The organism is Dyella sp. SYSU CM1112, assembly GCF_058216415.1.
In genome coordinates this window covers 32,313-50,225 of the sequence record NZ_JBZEGI010000010.1, presented here as the reverse complement: position 1 = coordinate 50,225, position 17,913 = coordinate 32,313, and the positions used below count along the sequence as shown (strand labels likewise).

The window sequence follows — 17,913 nt, the reverse complement described above, 5'->3', positions numbered from 1 at the left end:
TTAGCCAAACGTAAAGGCGTAAACGTGGACACCTGGATCAAGGAAGGTGATCTTGAACACGCGGTCACCGGTGCCATGTGCTTGGCGTACCAGCTGGTATAGCCGTTGGCCGGTCACCGTCCCGTTGCCTTGAGCGTCAATGTCCGTGCCGTGGTCGGCACCAGGTGCCTTTCCGTCGAGCGTGACTTGGAACCGCACGGGTTTTCCGTCCGGACCGGGACCGAGTACGAGATGCAGGTCGCGGCCACGGAACCGGTACATGACGCTGCCGTTCGATTTATCGAGCGTTGCACTTTGCGGAGCAATGTTCCAATCGCCATCGAGGGCCCATTGATTGACCTCGAGCGTATCCGGTGCGCGGTAATGCCAGGCTTCATCATGAGCGATTTGGCCGCTCGCGAAATCTTCGCTGCGTGCATATCCCACATACGTTTCCGGCGAACGCTGGGTATCGTTCGAGCTCGCCGCTTCTGCACCTGTGGCGCCAGGCTGAACGTAACCGCCGGGCAGATTCTTGTAACCCGCTTCACTCAGGAGACGGCGGATCACATCCTCGCTACCGGTGTAATCACCTTCGCCGAAATGATGTGCACGAATCTGGCCGTGTGCATCGATGAAGTAATGCGCCGGCCAATATTCGTTGTTGAAGGCCTGCCAGATGGCATAGTCGTTATCCATCGCTACCGGATAAGTGATATGGAAGTCCCGGATCGCTTTGGCAACGTTGGCCGGATCTTTTTCGAAGGCGAATTCCGGTGAATGCACGCCGATCACTACCAGGCCGTGATCGCGATATTTCTCTGCCCATGCCTCAACATAGGGCAGCGACCGAATGCAGTTGATGCAGGAGTAGGTCCAGAAATCGACCAGCACGACCTTGCCGCGCAGCGACTGTGGCGAGAGCGGCGCGGTGTTGAACCATTGCGTGGCACCGGAGAGCGACGGCAGCTCGCCTTCGACAGGCAGTGTGCCACCGGCCTTGGGCATGGGAGCCGCGGCAGCCGGTGCAGGTGTCACCGCGTCAATCAACTTTTGTTCGATGCTGCTGGTGCTGGCCAGCGATACGCGCGTCAATAAACCGGTATCCACGCCGAGCGCAATGATCGCGACACCACTCAGTACCAATACGCCCAGCACGCGGCGCAACGATTCACCCGCGCCGAGCGAACGCTTCATCACCGAGAACACGCGACCGCCGACCAGCAATGCGAGTGCAAGCGAGACGCCTGCGCCACAGGCATAGGTAAGCAATAGCAGCGAGGTCTCCACGCTGGCTCCCTTCAGCGCGGCACCGGTCAACAACAGACCGAGGATCGGGCCCGCGCAGGGCGCCCACAGCAAACCGGTAGCGACGCCCAGCATGGCAGCAAACCAGGGCGAATCCTGTTGGGTTTCGGACTGCTGCGTGAGCCGATTCCCCAGCGCTACAAAGGGACGGCTGATCCATTCGGCAAAGTGCGGTGACAGCAGCGTCATGCCAAGGAGAGCGAGCACGGCCAACGCGACATAACGGCCGTACTGATTCGCGTGTACAGCCCAGCCGCCGCCTACGGCGGCCAAGGTGGCGACCGCGGCAAACGTGAGCGCCATGCCGATCAGCATGGGGAGTCCGTTACGCATGAACGATCGGTCGGCGCGAGCGAACACAAACGGCAGCACGGGCAGGATGCAAGGGCTAAGAATGGTCAGCATGCCGCCTACGAAGGCGAGAATCAGGAGAATCATGGTGGTTACGCTTCTTGAGTCTTGACAGGTATTTCGTCGGAAGTGGGCGGAGGGTTACGGGAGGTGATGTGTCTGCAGTTCATATTCTTGCGATCCGGCAGGTAACCGCAGTGCTTTATTGAACGAATCAGTTCACGGAAACCAACGGTTAGCGAATATGCCGGTTAGCTCATCCTTGACCTTTGACGCTTCATGCGTCCTACTACGGCAGCCCCCGCGAAGGGGTTCGAGTAGCCACAACGTAGTGTCAATGGAATCCATCAGTGCCAACGAACAAGCTGACCGGCAGCGGGCAGCGTGGATGGCCGCCGCGCAAGCAGGCGACCAGCGCGCTTACTCGCGTTTGCTGACCGAGTCAGTGGCGCTGATACGGGCCGTCGCGAGACGCCAAGGTGTCGCGGTGGATGCCTTGGACGATGTCGTGCAGGAAACATTGCTGACCGTGCATCGCGTACGTCACACCTTCGATCCGTCACGCTCTTACGATGCATGGCTGTCGGCCATTGCCGCGCGGCGCGCGATCGATATATTGCGTAGCCACGGGCGCCGTGACCGGCGTGAAGTGCACGACGATTACCTCCTGGACACCCATGTGGATCATGAGGATGCAAGTTCGGGCACCGAACGCGCACAAGAAGCATTGCGCCTGCGCGAGGCTATTGAAACCTTGCCACCGGGACAGCGTGAGGCGGTGGAGCAACTTGGCCTGAAGGAACGCTCGTTGGCCGAAGCGGCTGAATATACCGGTCGCAATACCGGCGCCCTGAAAGTGAATTTGCATCGCGCACTGAAGACGCTGCGCGATCGCCTGCGTGGAGAATCTTGATCCCGATGTCCGATGCAGCACGCCATGAAGCTCTGATCGACGCGCTTGGCGCGGAGCTGACGCCTGTAAGGCGTCTGGCGCCGCCGTGGCGGCGCGCGCTCGGCTGGCTGCTTGTCGTGGCAGCGCTCGCTATCGTGCTGTTTGAACGCTACGGAGCAAGCACCATGCTGCATCGCTGGAGTGTTGCTCCGGACCTTGGGCTGGCTGCCTGTGGCGCCGTACTGACGGCGATCACTGCTGCACTTACATCATTCATGCTTGCGGTGCCGGGGCGTTCACTACGCTGGGCATGGCTGCCCGTGCCCAGTGCAATGCTCTGGATCGCTGCTAGCGGGCTAGGGTGTTTGCGCGCACATATCCCGGGCATGGCTGTGCTGGATATGCAGGAGGCCAATCACTGCCTGTTTTTCATCGTCAGCTTCTCGATTCCTCTTTCGGGCTTGATGATCTGGTTGTTGCGCCGAGCTTGCCCGTTGCGTCCTGTGTTGACGGCAGTGATGGTGGGGTTGGCCAGCGCGGCGGCATCGGCCAGCTTGCTGGAGATTTGCCACAACTTCGATGCTGCTGCGTCGGACCTGGTCATGCATGCGCTCGCCGTGGTGATCGTGATCGTCGCCAACATGGTGATGGGTGGACGGCTGTTGTCGAGGGCCTGAAAGCGGTCGTGCCCGCCTTGAGAACCGCCGCAGCGTAGGTGCTGGGCTGGACCCGCGGGCATCGTCACCGGCAGTCCGAAAACCCGACGTTGCAAGACTGTTACATCTTGGGCGGGTCAGGCTAAGGTGCAGATCCGCTTTACTGCGATGGCCGAGCGTCCACGGGGGCGGGGACTTGCCGCTTGACTTGCCGTTATGCCTGGGCGGATATACTGGTGCCGCGCGATCCCGCGCTGTCGATACGCCGAGAGGCCCCAACTCTTGACCACCACCCGCCATGCCAAGGCCGTCAATACGGCCACCCTGCGTAAGTCCGTCATTGCCGCGCTTGAGGATCTCAAGGCTAAAGACATCCGAGAAATCGATGTACGCGGCAAAACATCCATCGCCGACCTGCTCGTGATTGCTTCCGGCACCTCGGCACGCCACGTCAAATCCATCGCCGACGAAGTGGTCAAGTTCGCCAAGCAGGCGGGCGTGATGCCGCTGGGTGTCGAAGGCGAGCAGGAGGCCGAGTGGGTGCTCGTGGATCTGGGCGACGTAATCGTGCACGTCATGCTGCCGCGCATTCGGGAGTTCTATGGCTTGGAACGCCTGTGGACCGTCGGTGACAACAGTGCCGAGGGCGAAGCAGCCCGGGCCACAGGCTAAACAGCACACATCGGCATGCGCGCACGCTTGATCGCGATTGGCGAACGCATGCCTGCATGGGTTGCGGAAGGGTTTGCCGAATACCGCAAACGGCTCTCCCATGATTTGCCTTTCGAGTTGATCGAATTGAAACCGGGCACCCGAGGCAAGGGCCGTGATGACGCACGCGCGATACTCGATGAAGGCAACGGCATGCTCGCGGCTTTGCCGCGTGATAGCCATGTGGTTGCACTCGATGGCCGTGGCAAGACGTGGTCAAGCGAGGAGCTTGCGGAGCAGCTCGCGAAATGGCGAATGGCCGGGCGAGACGTAACGTTTCTGATCGGCGGCCCGGACGGTCATGCGCCGGAAGTGTTAGCCAAGGCCGATCAAAAGTGGTCATTGGGGCCGTTGACCTTGCCGCATATGCTGGTCCGGCTGGTGCTGGTCGAGCAGCTTTATCGCGCCAGCACCTTGCTGGCCGGGCATCCCTACCACCGCGGTTGACCGGCAGCGTTGCGAGGCGCTGGATGCGCTTGCGTGCCATCGCGGTGTTGCCAGGAGTAACCATGCGTTTTTCTATTCGCCAGGCAAGCGTGCACGATCTCGATGTACTTGCACCGTTGTTCGACGACTACCGTCAGTTTTATCAACAACCGTCCGATATACCGCGTGCGCGCGCTTTTCTCGAAGAGCGGCTGGCCTACGAGCAGTCGGTGATCTTGATGGCAGATGTCGGGGAGGACGGGTGCGTTGGCTTCACGCAGTTGTATCCTTTGTTTTCATCGGTACGCACGGTGCGGATATATCTGCTCAACGATCTCTTCATCGCTCCGGGCATGCGCCGCCAGGGCGTGGCAAAGGCGTTGCTGACAGCCGCTGCCGATCATGCGCGCAAGTGGGGCGCGGGCAGCCTATCTTTGCAAACTGCGAGGGATAACTTGCCCGCACAGGCGCTCTATGAATCGCTTGGCTGGATACGCGATCAGTATTTCTATGAATACGCCCTGGCTCTTTGAGCGCATGGCGGCCAGTGAGTAGACGACGCAAAGGAACCCATCATGGAGATTTTCCTGGCCTCACAATCCCCGCGGCGACGCGAGCTGCTTGCGCAGCTGGGCGTTGCTTTCGCCGTCCTTCATGCGGACATCGAGGAAATTCCTGATCCAGGCGAAGAGCCCGAGTCGTACGTGCGACGCGTTGCACGCGATAAGGCGCAGGAAGGCTGGCGTCTGATTGGACAGACGAGTCATGCCGATGCGCTTGTCATTGCATCAGACACGGAAGTGGTGCTGGACGGGCGGATTTTCGGCAAACCGAAAGATGCCGAAGACGCACAGCGCATGTTGCAAGTTTTAAGCGGCCGCACTCATGAAGTCATGTCCTCGGTGCGGGTGATATCGGCGGGACAAGCGTTTGAAGACGTATGCGTTTCACGCGTGCGTTTCGCTTCCTTGGATGACGCGACCATCGCGGCATACGTGGCGAGCCGCGAACCTTTTGGCAAGGCGGGCGCGTACGCCATCCAGGGACGAGGTGCCAGCCTGGTCGAGCGATTGGAAGGCAGTTACTCGGGTGTGATGGGTTTGCCTTTGTTCGAAACGGCGCGCTTGCTGCGGCGTGCGGGCATTTCCGTCTAAGCCGTGGTAGCCATGAGGCGCTGAAACCTAGCCAGTAGCGGAAAACAAGGCCACCAAGGCGAACAGGTTATACATGCCATGTGCAACGATCGCCGGCCATAGCGAGTTCGACTTGAGGCGCAACCAGCACAAGGCCACGGCAAGCAACATCAAATTCGGCAGCGCATACCATTGGAAATGCAGCCCGCCAAGATGGACTGCTCCAAACAGCACGGCGCAGATAGCTATCGACGCATGGACGGGCAAGCGGCGCATCAAGGCCGAAAGCAACACACCGCGGAACATCAACTCCTCCACCATGGGGCCGACCGTCACAGCCACGATGGCGAGCGGTAGACGCAAGCTACTGGAAGCGTGGCGACTGAGTTCCTCGACGTTTTGCGTGACAGCATGACCATGCGCAAGCATCTGTGTAAGCAGCGCGCCCAGCGGAGGCATCAGCACGCCGAGCAGCAGTGCGGTCCCGTACCATTTGATCGATGTCGGCGCGCCGAGGCCAAAGCCAGGTGGCGGTGTCATTGACCATAGCGCAGGCCACAGTCGCTGCACTATCCAGAGCAGCAGTAGCGCAATTACTGGCAGCCCAAGGATGACCAGCAGCGCGTTGTTGTCCGGTTGTCCCAGGATGTGCGTTACACGCTCGTATAGCTCGGCATGCGATAGACCGGGATGACTTTGTTTCTCTACGAGTCCGACAACAAATCCGACCAGAAGACCTGCCCCGATCTGCAGCAGAAAGTAGAGCATGATCAGGCCCAACGCCTGGATTATCCCGGGAGCCTTGGGCAAGGGAGGGGGGATGGCCGGTTCGGACGGTGTCAGCGGCAGCGCTGCCATGGACATGCTTGTTTTAGCCAGCGGACATGGCATGCAGAAGACCGAGTGCGGCCATGACGACAAGCGCTGCCCATCCCGCCATGCCGACCATATAGCCGGGGCCGCGTTTGCGGGCGTCAGCGAGGTAAGCCAGCGCATACCAGATGCGTCCCACGATCCATACCAACCCTGCGATGCCGCCCCACAGTACATAGCCGTAATGGGTGGCCAACCACAGCACAGGCAAAAACATCACGGTGCTTTCCAGCGTGTTCATCTGCACCCGGTAAGCACGTTCGAAGGCGGGATGTCCGCTGGTCGCTGGTGCTTCGATGCGATATTTCCCCCGCGCACGCCCCACCGCATACATCGTTCCAAATTGCAGGAGCACGGTCAGCAAGGTGACCAGGGCGGGCAGATGCTGGATCATGGTTTACTCATGGTGGAAACAGAGACGTCACTGTAGCGGTTTGGTGCGATGCTGTGGCATAGGCCAGAGTGGCTAGGCCGCCTGCATGTCGGGGGATTCAAGGACTGGCAAAAAGGCGAAGAGAGTCAGAACGTCGAAGTCGACAGCGGCCATTTTATCCAGGGAGGTGGTGTCGTCCTGGGAATTTGGAACTACCAGCCTCCCATGTGACAAGGCGCGCATGGCACACGGCCTAATGCCCGAGGACTGGGGCCGTATTTGCAGCGATGTAAGGTCATCTCTCTTGCTGTGAAGACTTGGCGGTTTTTAAACCTTATAGCTGATGCCATCAAGCGAGATGTCGTGGCAGGCGAGCTGTGTTTCATTTATGCCCGAGCGAGCGCGGTATCGAAGCGATAGATATCCATGGCGAGGAAGCCTAGATCGATGCCGGCGTCGATACGCTGCCCTTCGGTATGTTCGCCGGCGGCGCCGAGGGCTACATAAAGTGGCAGCAGATGTTCGTCAGTGGGATGCGCGCGTTCGGCAAACGGTGCCTGGCGCCGATAGTCGAGCAGGGCGCCGATATCATGGGTTTTGATCTTTTGTTCGATCCACTCAATGAACGGACGCACATAGGGTGCCTCGTTCATCTCGCTATAGCCCGCACGGAAATCATGCAGGTTGTGAGTGATGCTGCCGGAGCCGATCACCAGCACGCCTTGTTCTCGCAGCGGCGCCAAGGCGCGTCCCATGGCGTAATGGTGGACGGGGCCGAGATGCGGCTGGATCGAAATCGGCACGATTGGAATATCAGCCTGCGGGTAGAGCAGGCGAAGCGGCACCCAGGCGCCGTGATCGAGGCCCTGTTTGGTATCGAGCCTGGATGCCAGGCCGGCACGGTCAAGTAGGTCCACGGTTTGCCGTGCGATCGCGGGAGCACCGGGTGCCGCGTACTGGATCTCAAATAGCTCGCGCGGGAAACCATAAAAATCGTGGATGGTTTCCAACGCCGATGCACCACCCACGCTTGGCTGCGGCGCCAGCCAATGGGCACTGGCGATTACCACAGCATGAGGCCGCGGCAGACTGGCGGCCATGCTAGCCAGGCGTTGCCCAACCTGACCGGGATGAAGCGCAGTCATCGGCGAGCCGTGCGAGATGTAAAGGCTAGGCAAGGCGTTCATGGCAGAGACTTGTAAATCGGCTGTCTACAAGTATGGGCTCGCCTGGTGCGTTTACAGCAGCAGATCCACGGAACGCAGTGTCCCAACAAAAGAACAGTGCGTCGCGATCGCGTCGTTCTCCAAAGGTGTCTGCGGTCGGGGAAGAGAAACTATTTACGGCGTACAGGCTTGCCGCCACCTTGACCGTGCGGCCGCTGCTTGCTGCCATGGCCTCGCGCATGCCCCGGTTTGAAGGCTGGCTTGCGTGGTGAGCGCATACCTGCTTCGTCCTCGTTGCCGTCCCACTCGCTGATGCGCAGCATTTGCTGGTTTACCCAAACCTTTTTCAGGTGCTGGAAGATCTCGCCCGGCATACCGTCCGGCAGGTCGATCAAGCTGTAGTCGCCGCGAATGCTCAGGCGGCCGATGTATTGGCTTTCCAACCCCGCCTCGTTGGCGATGGCACCGATGATGTTGCCGGGTTTTACGCCGTGCTCGTGCCCTACTTCGATGCGATACGTCCGTTTGCCGGCTTCCGTGGCATGCGGGCGGACCTGGCGCGGCGCTGCGTGGCGTTCATCATCATCGCGATGCCGTGACTCGCGTTGCGGGCGACGTTGATCGCCATCTTGCGTGCGGGGAGGACGCGCTTCGCGCTCTTTGGGATGTTCACGCTTTGCAGGTGCCTCAAGCAGCAAGGGGCGGTCGCCTTGCGCGATGCGCGCGAGTGCGGCAGCGATTTCGATAGCCGGGATATTGTGTTCCTGCTCATATTGTTCGATGAGTTGCTGGAACTGCTCAAGGTCACCGATGGCGAGTGTGTCACTGATGCTTTGCTTGAAGCGGGCAATGCGACGATCGTTCACGGCCTCCACGGTAGGCAGTTTCATTTCCTCGATGGGCTGGCGCGTGGCGCGTTCGATCGCGCGCAGCATGCCTTTCTCGCGTGGCGTTACGAATAGAATGGCTTCGCCGCTACGACCGGCGCGCCCGGTGCGGCCGATACGATGCACATAGCTTTCGGTGTCGTAGGGGATGTCGTAATTCAGTACGTGGCTGATGCGCTCTACGTCTAATCCACGTGCGGCGACGTCAGTGGCGACGAGGATATCCAACTTGCCTTCCTTGAGCTGCTGAATGACACGCTCGCGCTGCGGCTGCGCGATATCACCGTTGATGGCGGCTGCGGCAAGGCCGCGTGCCTGCAGCTTTTCAGCCAGTTCTTCGGTCGCCTGCTTGGTGCGCGCGAAGATGATCATTGCGTCGAAGGGCTCGGCTTCGAGGATGCGCGTCATGGCATCCAATTTATGCATGCCGCTGACCCACCAATACCGTTGGCGAATATTGGCGGCCGTGGTGGTCGCCGCTTTGATGGTGACCTCCACCGGGTCTTTCAAATGCTGCTGGGCGATCTTGCGGATCGGCGGCGGCATGGTGGCGGAGAACAAGGCCACCTGACGCTGTGGCGGTGTTGCTTGCAGCACTTTTTCGACATCGTCGATGAAGCCCATGCGCAGCATTTCATCCGCTTCATCGAGCACGATGAAGCGCAGTTCCGAGAGATCGAGCGTGCCGCGATCCAGGTGATCGATCACGCGCCCCGGTGTGCCCACCACGATATGCACGCCGCGGCGCAAGGCATGCAACTGTGGACCATAGCTTTGGCCGCCATAGATGGGCAGCACCTGGAAGCCAGGCATATGCGCGGCATAGCGCTGAAATGCTTCGGCGACCTGGATGGCCAGCTCACGTGTCGGCGCCAGGATCAGTGCCTGCGGCTTGCCGGCTCGCATCTCGATACGCGAGAGGATCGGCAGCGCAAACGCAGCCGTCTTGCCGGTGCCTGTCTGCGCCTGCCCCAGTACGTCACGCCCTTCGAGCAGGGACGGGATCGTTGCGGCCTGGATCGGCGATGGCGATTCGTAGCCTACGTCAGCTAACGCGCGCAGCACTTCAGGCGTAAGCGCAAGCGCAGAGAAGCCGGCAGCGGCCGGAGCAGAGTCGGAAGACGGGGACGACATGGGAAAACCTCGGCGTGGCATGCGCGAGGGCATGCAGAAGAAGTCATTATTGTAACAGCCCTGGGCGGCATACTCTTGACGAAATCGCTTAGGGAGGTCTGGCATGCAAAACCGTCTGAAAGATCGCATCGCGTTGGTTACGGGGGCGTCATCGGGCATTGGCGAGGCCACTGCCCTGGCCCTGGCCGAGCAGGGCGCCAAGGTCGCGATTGCCGCCCGACGCAAGGACCGGCTCGATCAGCTTGCCGGCAAGCTTGCCGGGCTGGGAGCGGATCCCCTGGTGTGGGTGGCGGACCTGACTTCGGAGGCTGAGGCGCAACGTATCGTGAAGGAAACCGAGGCGCATTACGGCCGGCTCGACATCCTCATCAATAATGCAGGCGTCATGTATCTGGAGCCGGTCTCAGAAGCCGATCTGGGGCGTTGGCGCAGGATGATCGAGTTGAACGTGCTCAGTCTGATCGCTGCCACACAGGCTGCGTTGGCCGGCATGCGTGCCAGGCACGATGGACACATCGTGAATATTTCCTCCGTGGCCGGTCGCGTGGCCAACCCTAATTCCGCTGCCTACGCGGCCACCAAATTCGGCGTGGTGGGATTTTCCGAATCGCTGCGCCGCGAGGTATACAAGGACAATATCCGCGTCAGCGTGATCGAGCCTGGCCTGGTCGATACGGAATTGCGCGATCACATCGGACATGAATCCACCAGACAGGCGCTCAACACCTGGGCGGCTGGCTTGCGTCAACTGCAGTCTGAAGATATTGCAGACGCCATTCTGTTCTGCGTGACTCGTCCGGATTACGTGTGCATCAACGAAGTGCTGATGCGCCCGACGGACCAGGAGCGCTAAGCAGATTTTTTTCGGTCGTTTGAGTTTGGAGGCGTTGTGATGGTATTGCCGCATCTGGAAACGGCGCGTGCGCGTATTCGCCTTGCCGGGACAGCGGACGCGCCGAAGTTACTGCGTTACCGACTGGAAAATCGCGGGTATCTGGCACCGTGGGAACCGCTGCGAGAACCCGAATATTTCACGCTGGAACAGTGCCTCAAGACGATTGCCGACAATGGTGAGAACGCGAGGCAGGATCGTGGTTATCCCTTGCTGGTGTTCGATCGCAATGAGTCGTCGATTCTTGCAAGCATTACCTTTGCCAACCTCGTGCGGGGCGCCTTTCAGGCGTGCCACTTGGGATATGGGGTTGCTGCGTGCATGCAGGGGCAGGGCTTGATGGCAGAAGTATTGGAGGCGGGTATTGCCTGGGCGTTCGGGGAACTGGGCTTGCATCGCATCATGGCCAATTACGTGCCGCGCAATGAGCGCAGCGCGAAGCTATTGGCGTCCCTTGGATTTGAGCGGGAGGGCTATGCCCGGCGATATCTGCAGATCGCCGGGGTTTGGGAAGACCATGTGCTTACTGCGAAGATCTGTCCGGATGGGTGAGTTTTGATGACCCTGCGCTGGCGCGTACAAACACCCTAACCCCCCACCGGATGCAGACGGTCGGCTATGCCTTGGCGGCCGGTTTCCGCCCTCGCGAAGGCCGGCGCTTGCGATTTCCCATGGCGTGTTCGCTAGCACCGCCGTTCTGTTGTCCATAACCGTGCGAGCGATGGGCATGGTTCCCTTGCCGTGGTGGACGCGGTTGACGTTGTCCCTGTTTCGGACGCGGTGCGTGCGCATCCAGTCGCAGTGGTTCGGATAGCTCAAAGCCAGGCACTTCGTGAATGGCAATTTCTTGATTCAACAGCTTGCGGATGTCGCGCAGCAAACCGGATTCTTCATGGCACACCAGCGACAGCGCGAGACCCTGCACGCCTGCACGACCGGTACGGCCAATGCGGTGCACATAGTCTTCAGCCACCATGGGCAAGTCGTAATTGATGACGATGGGAAGCTGGTCGATATCGATACCGCGAGCGGCAATGTCGGTGGCTACCAGCACCGTGATACGGCCGTTCTTGAAGTCGGCAAGCGCACGAGTGCGCGCATTCTGGCTTTTGTTGCCGTGGATGGCCGCCGCCCGCAAACCGGATTGCTCCAGATAACGAACGAGTTTGTCCGCGCCGTGCTTGGTGCGGCTGAACACTAACGTCTGGCGACGGCTGTCCTGGCTGAGCACGTGCAAGAGCAGTTCGCGCTTGCGAGCGCCGTCGACCGGATGCACCTGATGGCTGATGGTGGCCGCGATGCTATTGGCGGGTGCGACGGATACTTCCTGCGGCGATTGCATGAATTGCATCGCCAAGGCCTTGATGTCTGCCGAGAAGGTGGCGGAGAACAACAGTGTCTGCCGCTGTTTGGGCAGGGCTGCGATGATGCGCTTCAGGGAGGGAAGGAATCCCATGTCCAGCATCCGGTCGCCTTCGTCCAGCACCAGCACTTCGATACCGGAGAGATCGATCGTGCGTTGCTGCATATGATCGGCCAGCCGACCTGGCGTGGCGATGACGATGTCCGTGCCGCGCCGAAGCGCCTGCACCTGCGGTCCCATACTTACCCCGCCGAAAATCGTCGTGCTGCCTATACGGAGATATTTTCCATAGGCCCGGAGGTTGTCGTTGATTTGTGCGGCGAGTTCACGCGTCGGTGTGAGAATCAGCGCGCGGGGGCGACGCGTCGTCGACGGCGCGCTGGATAGATGGTGGAGCAGAGGCAGCGAGAACGCGGCGGTCTTGCCGGTGCCGGTCTGCGCGGCTGCCAGCAAGTCGTGGCCGTCGAGCACCACTGGAATGGCGCCAGCCTGAATAGGGGTGGGATTGGCGTAGCCGTGTTCGGCAAGCGCGCGCAACAACGCAGGGGCTAGGCCCAGCGATTCGAAAGACATGAAATGCTCCTGTGCAACCCGGAGCTTTCATGCAGAACCGCGTTGCCTATTGAAAAAGATGTAGAAGATGCTGCCCGATGGGCTTAAGCCTGGTCAGTATACACCATGTGCGATATCCCATTGACGAAAGCCCTTGGCTTCAAGCCTAAGGAGATCACTGCTGTTTATCGTAGGTATGCCGGACGTGAGGTAGGCGTTTGGGTGCTTTGTGGTGTAAGAAGGCATGCCTCTTCCCTGATGCTTCAACAACGAGCTGTTCGTGGCCGGCAGACACTGCAGCCGCCCATCAGGTCCTCTATTTCGCCTATCGGGAGTTTTCGCATGTCCGTTCTGTCAGCCTTGCGCGAATTGAACCACGAGCAACGGCATACCGTGCTGGCGAGTTTTATGGGATGGACGCTCGATGCGTTTGACTATTTTCTTTATACCTTCGTGATCGTCGGTATCGCCAACGAATTTCATGTCAATCGCACCGAGGTGACGGTGGGTGTGTTCCTGACCTTAGCGGCGCGCCCGGTCGGTGCGCTGTTGTTTGGCCGTCTGGCAGACCGTTTCGGCCGCAGGCCGGTGTTGATGATCGATGTAATTTTATTTTCCGTTTTTGAATTGGCCACAGCGTTCGCACCGTCCATGACGATGCTGCTGATCTGCCGCTTCCTGTTCGGCGTGGCGATGGGTGGGGAATGGGGTATCGGCGCATCGCTGGCCATGGAGTCGATTCCGGCGAAGTCACGTGGGTTGGTGTCGGGGCTACTCCAGAGCGGTTACCCTTGCGGCTTTTTTTTCGGTGCCCTCGTCAATTGGTTGCTGATCGATCATATCGGCTGGCGTGGCCTGTTTATCGTTGGCGCGTTGCCGGCTTTGCTGGTGCTTTATATTCGCCGCAAGGTGCCGGAATCCCCTGCATGGACGGCGAGTCAGGCTGTGCATGGCAAGCGCAGCCTGAAAGACGCAATGCGGGGCCACTGGAAGCTTGCGATCTACCTGATGTGCCTGATGGCTGCTTTCAACATGTTCAGTCACGGCTCGCAGGACATGTATCACACGTTCGAGGAAGTGAACCTGCATTTGCCGACCGGGTCGAGCGCAGCCTTCGTTTTGGTAGCGCTCCTCAATCTGGGCGCACTGGCCGGTGGTATTTTCTTCGGGGCGTGGTCGGAAAAAATCGGTCGGCGCCGGGCCATGATCATCGCTGCATTGCTGGCGATTCCCGTCATTCCACTTTGGACGTACGGCGGTTCTTTGCTTCTGCTGGGAATCGGGGCGTTTTTGATTCAGGTCATGGTGCAGGGAGCGTGGGGCGTCGTTCCAACGCATCTCAATGAATTGTCGCCGGATGCCGTGCGGGGGACGCTGCCTGGTTTTGCCTATCAGATGGGTAATTTGCTGGCGGCTGGTACCGCTACGGCGCAGTCCTGGCTGGCCGGTAAGGGGGCCGGCTTGCCGCTCGTGATGTCTTCATGGATCGCGGTGGTTGCTATCGTGCTGGCTTTGTTGGTCTGGTTGGGGCCGGAAGCGCGCGGGGTGAAGTTCGGTAGCTGATAGAATGTGTTCTTTTGGCTTCTACCGAGAGACAGGCAATGAAGGCTGGCAAGGACAAGGTCATCGCGTTCCACTACACCTTGACGGTGGACGGCGAAAAAGTAGAAAGCTCGCACGATAGCGGGGAGCCGTTGTGGATCCTGCTTGGCCATGGCCAGCTGATTCCTGGACTGGAAAAGGCGCTGGAAGACCACGGCGCCGGTGATACCTTGCAAGCGGAAATCCCCCCGGCCGAGGGTTATGGCGAGCGTCAGGAAGGACAGATCCAGCGTGTACCGAAAAAGTATTTTCAGCAGGCTAATCGCCTGAAGCCGGGCATGGTGACGGTGTTGTCGCTCAAGCAGGGAGGGCAGCGCGCCGTGACCGTGCACAAGATCGGCATGAGCACGGTCGATGTCGACCTCAATCATCCGATGGCTGGCAAGACGCTGAATTTCGATGTGGCGGTGCAGGAAGTTCGCGACGCGACGGAAGAGGAAATCCAGCACGGTCATGCACACCCGCCGGGTGCTGAAGCGCACTGAGCGTTGCTTGACGCGTCGCGCGCTTGAAGTCGAACCCCGCGTGGGAATAACGGCAGACACGGCAAGAGCGGGAGATGATCAATCTCGTTTACGTCATGGTGCGTGATTACCCCTAAACAGTAACGGCGCCCTCAGGCGCCGTTACTGTTTAGGGTCGATAATAAGCCGGTGTAATCAAACGAGACTGATCTGGACGTCGACATTGCCGCGGGTGGCGTGCGAATACGGGCAGATATCGCGGTGCGCGATGTCAATCAGTTCCTGCGCGACGGTGCGATCGATGCCGGGCAGGCTGACTTCCAGCTTCACTGCAATAGCAAAGCCCGTGGGTTCACGTGGACCGATGCCAACGTGTCCTGTCACGGAAGCTTCCTTTAAGGCCACTTTCTTCTCGCGCGCGACATAGCGCACAGCGCCCTCGAAGCAAGCAGAGTAGCCGGCGGCAAACAGCTGCTCGGGATTGCTGCCCAGGCCACCGGGGCCACCGAGTTCCTTCGGCACCTTCAAATCAAAATCCAGCACGCCATCGCTGCTATGGATATGGCCCTCACGGCCACCTTTGGCCGTTGCGGTAGCGGTATAGAGAACTTTGGTGGGGTTGCTCATGACATTTACTCTCTTTGGTCGGAGGAAGCGGCGAGTTGTGCCGCCAGGGATTTGAGTTCATCGCGTAAGCGTTTGGCTGCGTCGGCCGTCATGCAAAGTCGAGTGGCTATGCAGCTCGGTATGTCGGTAGCACGTTCATGCAACGTATGGCCAGCTTGGGTAAGGGTGATTTCCACTTCGCGCTCATCACTTTCGCGGCGGCGGCGCCCTAACAGACCCGCTTGCTCCAGCCTTTTCAGCAGCGGCGTGAGGGTGCCCGAATCCAATTGCAGCCGTTCGCCAAGCTCCCGCACGGTGAGGGCATCGCGTTCCCACAGCACCAGCATCACGAGGTATTGCGGATAGGTAAGCCCCAGCGCATCCAGCAAGGGGCGATAAGTCGCAGTCATGCGACGTGAGGCGGCGTACAGCGCGAAACAAAGCTGTTCGTCGAGGAGCAAGGAGGGAGGCGTACCTTTCTTCATGAGGAGAAAGATAGCATCAAATTAAATTGTGTGCAATTTAATTTTTGTGAAGAAGGGCATGACGGGCAGCGAACGTAGTCCCGGTGATCTGCGGCCATCCGGATGGCTTGCTCCCTTGCGGATTTTCTTTTTGTGCACTCAGTCCAAGAGGCGTTTGCCGTATGCGAAGTGGTCTCGCCAATACGGACCATCGATATCATCCAGCCTGACGGTGCCGCCGCTATTGGGGGCGTGTACGAAGCGGCCTTTGCCGACGTATACCCCAACATGGCTGATATCGCCGTCGATAGTGAAGAAAACCAAGTCACCGCTCTCCAATTCATCCATGCGTCTGATCTTGAGCGCATCGATGGACGCCATTTCGCGAGAGCTGTGCGGCAGCATGATCCTGGCAGCGTTGCGGTAGATGTAATCAACCAAACCACTGCAATCGAAGCCACCTGCAGGTGTATTGCCACCCCAATGATAAGGCGTGCCTACCAGCGCCATGGCGCGGAAAAGCACGTCGTTAGCGGTAGCGACAGCATCTGCCGGCGCGCGTGCGGGCTCGTCGGCTAAAGCGGAGTGTGAAGGCTTGAAGGTGGGCTCCCGGCGGGGCGCGCTGGCGCAGCCAGCCAGCAGCACAAGCATCGTGAGCGCCCCCAGGTGCAAGGCGGCAGAGAGCCGCCTGTGTTTGTCCGTATCTTGAGCGCTCGCCAGGCGCATAAGAAAAACCTCGACGATGAGTGCGCCAAGGTTATAACAAATCAATTAGTTGCAGGGAAGTTCTTAGGAATTGGAAGAAGTTGGTTGTGGCAACAAGGAAAAGGGTGGGTGGCATGGGAGCACCCGGTGGGGGCGGGGGAGGAGGCATGGCTCCCTGGGGCGGACCGGGCGGATGCGGTGGCAGCAGCGACAGGCTGAAGAGCACCGGCACCTTCATCCATCCTTCCACCACTTTTCCGTTCTCCACCTTGGGGTTGTAGTGCCATTTCATGGCGGCGTCGCTGGCGACCTTGGTCAGCTCAGGCGAGGCCTTCGTCTTCGGATCGACATCTATTTTGCGCGCTGCGCCATCGGCGCCCACCAGCACCTTTAGTAGCACCAGGCTCTGCTCGTGATTCTTGATGGCGTCTGGGGGATAGGAAGGCATCAAAGCAGCATCTTGCGGGATGTCCTGAGAGGCATCTGCGTTGACCGGTGCGCGATGGTGGTTTGGGCAAAGGCGGTGCTTCCGGCGAGCAGGGCGACAAGCGCTCCGTAGCCGAGCCGGCGACGCCATGCGTGGCGGGAGTGACGACTGATCATGGTGAGGCGCTCCTTTAGTTGTGGCTCGGCGAGCCAGGGGATCATGGCCGGTTGCGCGTCCACACCGCTGCTACGCATGAGAGCCCGAGCGTAGGTCACTTCATCTTGAGGCGTCTGGCGCAACACGCTTTCATCGCAGGTGATTTCCTGGTCGAGCTGAAAGCGCGGTAATGCAAACCATGCGAGCGGATGGAACCAAAGCAGTACTAGCATGCATTCGCTCATCAGGCTCCACCACGCATCGCCGCGGCACAGATGGGTGCATTCGTGACGCAGCATCATTTCGCGTGCTTCGGCGTCATGTCGTTCAAAGAAATCGGCAGGTAGCGGCAGGCGGGTGCGTGGTGCCCACATCACGGCCGGCCCGGCTTTATGTAACCACACGCGTGAAAGGGGGATCGAGGAGTAGCTGGTCTGGAGGCGGCGCCGCAAGTCTCTAGGTACCTGCACACATGCGCATGAGAGGCGCATGTAGCGCCATGACAAACTGCCAGCGCCATACGTTACGCCGACTAGCCAAAGCGCAAGTAGCCACACGTCAGTGCCATAAGGTGTGTCCTGTATGGGGATGAATGCCTGCGTTGGCAACGCGTCGAGCATGGGTTGCAGTGGCGAGGTCTTGATTGGAACCGGTACCCATGGCGCGGCTGCCATTAGCACGGGCAGACACCACAGTGCGAAGGCGGGACCAGCGCCGAACGCGCGGCGCATCGGCTTGCGCAGCAGTAACACCAGGATCAATCCCAATGAGGCAGCGAAGAGCATGCGCAGCA

Annotated in this window: 21 protein-coding genes; 10 read left to right on the top strand and 11 right to left on the bottom strand. The window is 59.8% G+C overall.

Going from position 1 to position 17,913, the window contains the following annotated elements:
• The gene (locus tag AC4HNJ_RS14645) at positions 1-1,725 is read right to left on the bottom strand and encodes a cytochrome c biogenesis protein DipZ (protein ID WP_490480328.1); all 1,725 of its coding nucleotides are present in this window, start codon (positions 1,723-1,725) and stop codon (positions 1-3) included.
• Positions 1,726-1,975: 250 nt separating this feature from the next.
• On the opposite strand from AC4HNJ_RS14645, the gene AC4HNJ_RS14640 reads away from it, so the two are divergent.
• From AC4HNJ_RS14640 to AC4HNJ_RS14615, 6 genes are all read left to right on the top strand, one after another.
• Positions 1,976-2,551 carry a sigma-70 family RNA polymerase sigma factor gene (locus AC4HNJ_RS14640; RefSeq protein ID WP_490480327.1) on the top strand — a complete coding sequence of 192 codons (576 nt, stop codon included), beginning with the start codon at positions 1,976-1,978 and terminating at the stop codon, positions 2,549-2,551.
• Positions 2,552-2,556: 5 nt separating this feature from the next.
• Positions 2,557-3,207: an NrsF family protein gene (locus tag AC4HNJ_RS14635; protein ID WP_490480326.1), complete on the top strand. Its 651-nt coding sequence runs from the start codon at positions 2,557-2,559 to the stop codon at positions 3,205-3,207.
• A 261-nt stretch (positions 3,208-3,468) separates the two neighbouring features.
• Positions 3,469-3,858 (top strand): ribosome silencing factor, encoded by a 390-nt coding sequence (rsfS, locus tag AC4HNJ_RS14630; RefSeq protein WP_490480325.1) that lies wholly within the window; start codon positions 3,469-3,471, stop codon positions 3,856-3,858.
• Between the two features lie 15 nt (positions 3,859-3,873).
• Entirely contained in the window at positions 3,874-4,344 is a 471-nt protein-coding gene (rlmH, locus tag AC4HNJ_RS14625) for a 23S rRNA (pseudouridine(1915)-N(3))-methyltransferase RlmH (RefSeq protein WP_490480324.1), read from the top strand.
• A 62-nt stretch (positions 4,345-4,406) separates the two neighbouring features.
• Positions 4,407-4,856 (top strand): GNAT family N-acetyltransferase, encoded by a 450-nt coding sequence (locus tag AC4HNJ_RS14620; RefSeq protein ID WP_490480323.1) that lies wholly within the window; start codon positions 4,407-4,409, stop codon positions 4,854-4,856.
• A gap of 42 nt (positions 4,857-4,898) precedes the next feature.
• Positions 4,899-5,477: a Maf family protein gene (locus tag AC4HNJ_RS14615; protein ID WP_490480322.1), complete on the top strand. Its 579-nt coding sequence runs from the start codon at positions 4,899-4,901 to the stop codon at positions 5,475-5,477.
• Between the two features lie 27 nt (positions 5,478-5,504).
• On the opposite strand, the gene AC4HNJ_RS14610 is transcribed toward AC4HNJ_RS14615, so the two are convergent.
• From AC4HNJ_RS14610 to AC4HNJ_RS14595, 4 genes are all read right to left on the bottom strand, one after another.
• The gene (locus AC4HNJ_RS14610) at positions 5,505-6,314 is read right to left on the bottom strand and encodes a CPBP family intramembrane glutamic endopeptidase (RefSeq protein WP_490480321.1); all 810 of its coding nucleotides are present in this window, start codon (positions 6,312-6,314) and stop codon (positions 5,505-5,507) included.
• A 13-nt stretch (positions 6,315-6,327) separates the two neighbouring features.
• Positions 6,328-6,720 (bottom strand): MAPEG family protein, encoded by a 393-nt coding sequence (locus tag AC4HNJ_RS14605; RefSeq protein WP_490480442.1) that lies wholly within the window; start codon positions 6,718-6,720, stop codon positions 6,328-6,330.
• Between the two features lie 368 nt (positions 6,721-7,088).
• A complete protein-coding gene (locus AC4HNJ_RS14600) occupies positions 7,089-7,889 on the bottom strand; it encodes a DODA-type extradiol aromatic ring-opening family dioxygenase (protein ID WP_490480320.1) in 801 nt (266 codons plus the stop codon).
• 149 nt (positions 7,890-8,038) lie between these two features.
• Complete coding sequence (locus tag AC4HNJ_RS14595; protein ID WP_490480319.1) at positions 8,039-9,889, bottom strand: DEAD/DEAH box helicase; 1,851 nt, start codon at positions 9,887-9,889, stop codon at positions 8,039-8,041.
• A gap of 103 nt (positions 9,890-9,992) precedes the next feature.
• Here AC4HNJ_RS14595 and AC4HNJ_RS14590 point away from each other — a divergent pair, with 103 nt between their 5' ends.
• Entirely contained in the window at positions 9,993-10,742 is a 750-nt protein-coding gene (locus AC4HNJ_RS14590; RefSeq protein ID WP_490480318.1) for an SDR family NAD(P)-dependent oxidoreductase, read from the top strand.
• 39 nt (positions 10,743-10,781) lie between these two features.
• Positions 10,782-11,333 (top strand): GNAT family N-acetyltransferase, encoded by a 552-nt coding sequence (locus tag AC4HNJ_RS14585; protein WP_490480317.1) that lies wholly within the window; start codon positions 10,782-10,784, stop codon positions 11,331-11,333.
• Between the two features lie 64 nt (positions 11,334-11,397).
• On the opposite strand, the gene AC4HNJ_RS14580 is transcribed toward AC4HNJ_RS14585, so the two are convergent.
• Positions 11,398-12,717 carry a DEAD/DEAH box helicase gene (locus tag AC4HNJ_RS14580; RefSeq protein WP_490480316.1) on the bottom strand — a complete coding sequence of 440 codons (1,320 nt, stop codon included), beginning with the start codon at positions 12,715-12,717 and terminating at the stop codon, positions 11,398-11,400.
• Positions 12,718-13,038: 321 nt separating this feature from the next.
• Here AC4HNJ_RS14580 and AC4HNJ_RS14575 point away from each other — a divergent pair, with 321 nt between their 5' ends.
• Positions 13,039-14,259 (top strand): MFS transporter, encoded by a 1,221-nt coding sequence (locus AC4HNJ_RS14575; protein ID WP_490480315.1) that lies wholly within the window; start codon positions 13,039-13,041, stop codon positions 14,257-14,259.
• Between the two features lie 38 nt (positions 14,260-14,297).
• Complete coding sequence (locus AC4HNJ_RS14570) at positions 14,298-14,783, top strand: FKBP-type peptidyl-prolyl cis-trans isomerase (protein WP_490480314.1); 486 nt, start codon at positions 14,298-14,300, stop codon at positions 14,781-14,783.
• 174 nt (positions 14,784-14,957) lie between these two features.
• On the opposite strand, the gene AC4HNJ_RS14565 is transcribed toward AC4HNJ_RS14570, so the two are convergent.
• From AC4HNJ_RS14565 to AC4HNJ_RS14545, 5 genes are all read right to left on the bottom strand, one after another.
• Entirely contained in the window at positions 14,958-15,389 is a 432-nt protein-coding gene (locus tag AC4HNJ_RS14565; RefSeq protein ID WP_490480313.1) for an organic hydroperoxide resistance protein, read from the bottom strand.
• 5 nt (positions 15,390-15,394) lie between these two features.
• Entirely contained in the window at positions 15,395-15,853 is a 459-nt protein-coding gene (locus tag AC4HNJ_RS14560; protein WP_490480312.1) for a MarR family winged helix-turn-helix transcriptional regulator, read from the bottom strand.
• Between the two features lie 138 nt (positions 15,854-15,991).
• Positions 15,992-16,558: a C40 family peptidase gene (locus AC4HNJ_RS14555; protein ID WP_490480311.1), complete on the bottom strand. Its 567-nt coding sequence runs from the start codon at positions 16,556-16,558 to the stop codon at positions 15,992-15,994.
• 31 nt (positions 16,559-16,589) lie between these two features.
• Positions 16,590-16,985 carry an energy transducer TonB gene (locus tag AC4HNJ_RS14550; RefSeq protein ID WP_490480310.1) on the bottom strand — a complete coding sequence of 132 codons (396 nt, stop codon included), beginning with the start codon at positions 16,983-16,985 and terminating at the stop codon, positions 16,590-16,592.
• The gene (locus AC4HNJ_RS14545; RefSeq protein WP_490480441.1) at positions 16,985-17,905 is read right to left on the bottom strand and encodes a M56 family metallopeptidase; all 921 of its coding nucleotides are present in this window, start codon (positions 17,903-17,905) and stop codon (positions 16,985-16,987) included. Before AC4HNJ_RS14545 ends, AC4HNJ_RS14550 begins: the two co-directional genes overlap by 1 nt.
• Positions 17,906-17,913: the final 8 nt, after the last annotated feature.

Coding starts and splice junctions, on each gene's coding strand:
- AC4HNJ_RS14595 (WP_490480319.1), bottom strand. CDS start 9,889: ATGTCGTCCCCGTCTTCCGACTCTGCTCCGGCCGCTGCCGGCTTCTCT.
- AC4HNJ_RS14560 (WP_490480312.1), bottom strand. CDS start 15,853: ATGAAGAAAGGTACGCCTCCCTCCTTGCTCCTCGACGAACAGCTTTGT.
- AC4HNJ_RS14590 (WP_490480318.1), top strand. CDS start 9,993: ATGCAAAACCGTCTGAAAGATCGCATCGCGTTGGTTACGGGGGCGTCA.
- AC4HNJ_RS14635 (WP_490480326.1), top strand. CDS start 2,557: ATGTCCGATGCAGCACGCCATGAAGCTCTGATCGACGCGCTTGGCGCG.
- AC4HNJ_RS14545 (WP_490480441.1), bottom strand. CDS start 17,905: ATGCTCTTCGCTGCCTCATTGGGATTGATCCTGGTGTTACTGCTGCGC.
- rlmH (WP_490480324.1), top strand. CDS start 3,874: ATGCGCGCACGCTTGATCGCGATTGGCGAACGCATGCCTGCATGGGTT.
- AC4HNJ_RS14580 (WP_490480316.1), bottom strand. CDS start 12,717: ATGTCTTTCGAATCGCTGGGCCTAGCCCCTGCGTTGTTGCGCGCGCTT.
- AC4HNJ_RS14615 (WP_490480322.1), top strand. CDS start 4,899: ATGGAGATTTTCCTGGCCTCACAATCCCCGCGGCGACGCGAGCTGCTT.
- AC4HNJ_RS14585 (WP_490480317.1), top strand. CDS start 10,782: ATGGTATTGCCGCATCTGGAAACGGCGCGTGCGCGTATTCGCCTTGCC.
- AC4HNJ_RS14575 (WP_490480315.1), top strand. CDS start 13,039: ATGTCCGTTCTGTCAGCCTTGCGCGAATTGAACCACGAGCAACGGCAT.
- AC4HNJ_RS14610 (WP_490480321.1), bottom strand. CDS start 6,314: ATGGCAGCGCTGCCGCTGACACCGTCCGAACCGGCCATCCCCCCTCCC.
- AC4HNJ_RS14555 (WP_490480311.1), bottom strand. CDS start 16,558: ATGCGCCTGGCGAGCGCTCAAGATACGGACAAACACAGGCGGCTCTCT.
- AC4HNJ_RS14565 (WP_490480313.1), bottom strand. CDS start 15,389: ATGAGCAACCCCACCAAAGTTCTCTATACCGCTACCGCAACGGCCAAA.
- AC4HNJ_RS14600 (WP_490480320.1), bottom strand. CDS start 7,889: ATGAACGCCTTGCCTAGCCTTTACATCTCGCACGGCTCGCCGATGACT.
- AC4HNJ_RS14620 (WP_490480323.1), top strand. CDS start 4,407: ATGCGTTTTTCTATTCGCCAGGCAAGCGTGCACGATCTCGATGTACTT.
- AC4HNJ_RS14640 (WP_490480327.1), top strand. CDS start 1,976: ATGGAATCCATCAGTGCCAACGAACAAGCTGACCGGCAGCGGGCAGCG.
- AC4HNJ_RS14645 (WP_490480328.1), bottom strand. CDS start 1,725: ATGATTCTCCTGATTCTCGCCTTCGTAGGCGGCATGCTGACCATTCTT.
- AC4HNJ_RS14550 (WP_490480310.1), bottom strand. CDS start 16,985: ATGCCTTCCTATCCCCCAGACGCCATCAAGAATCACGAGCAGAGCCTG.
- AC4HNJ_RS14570 (WP_490480314.1), top strand. CDS start 14,298: ATGAAGGCTGGCAAGGACAAGGTCATCGCGTTCCACTACACCTTGACG.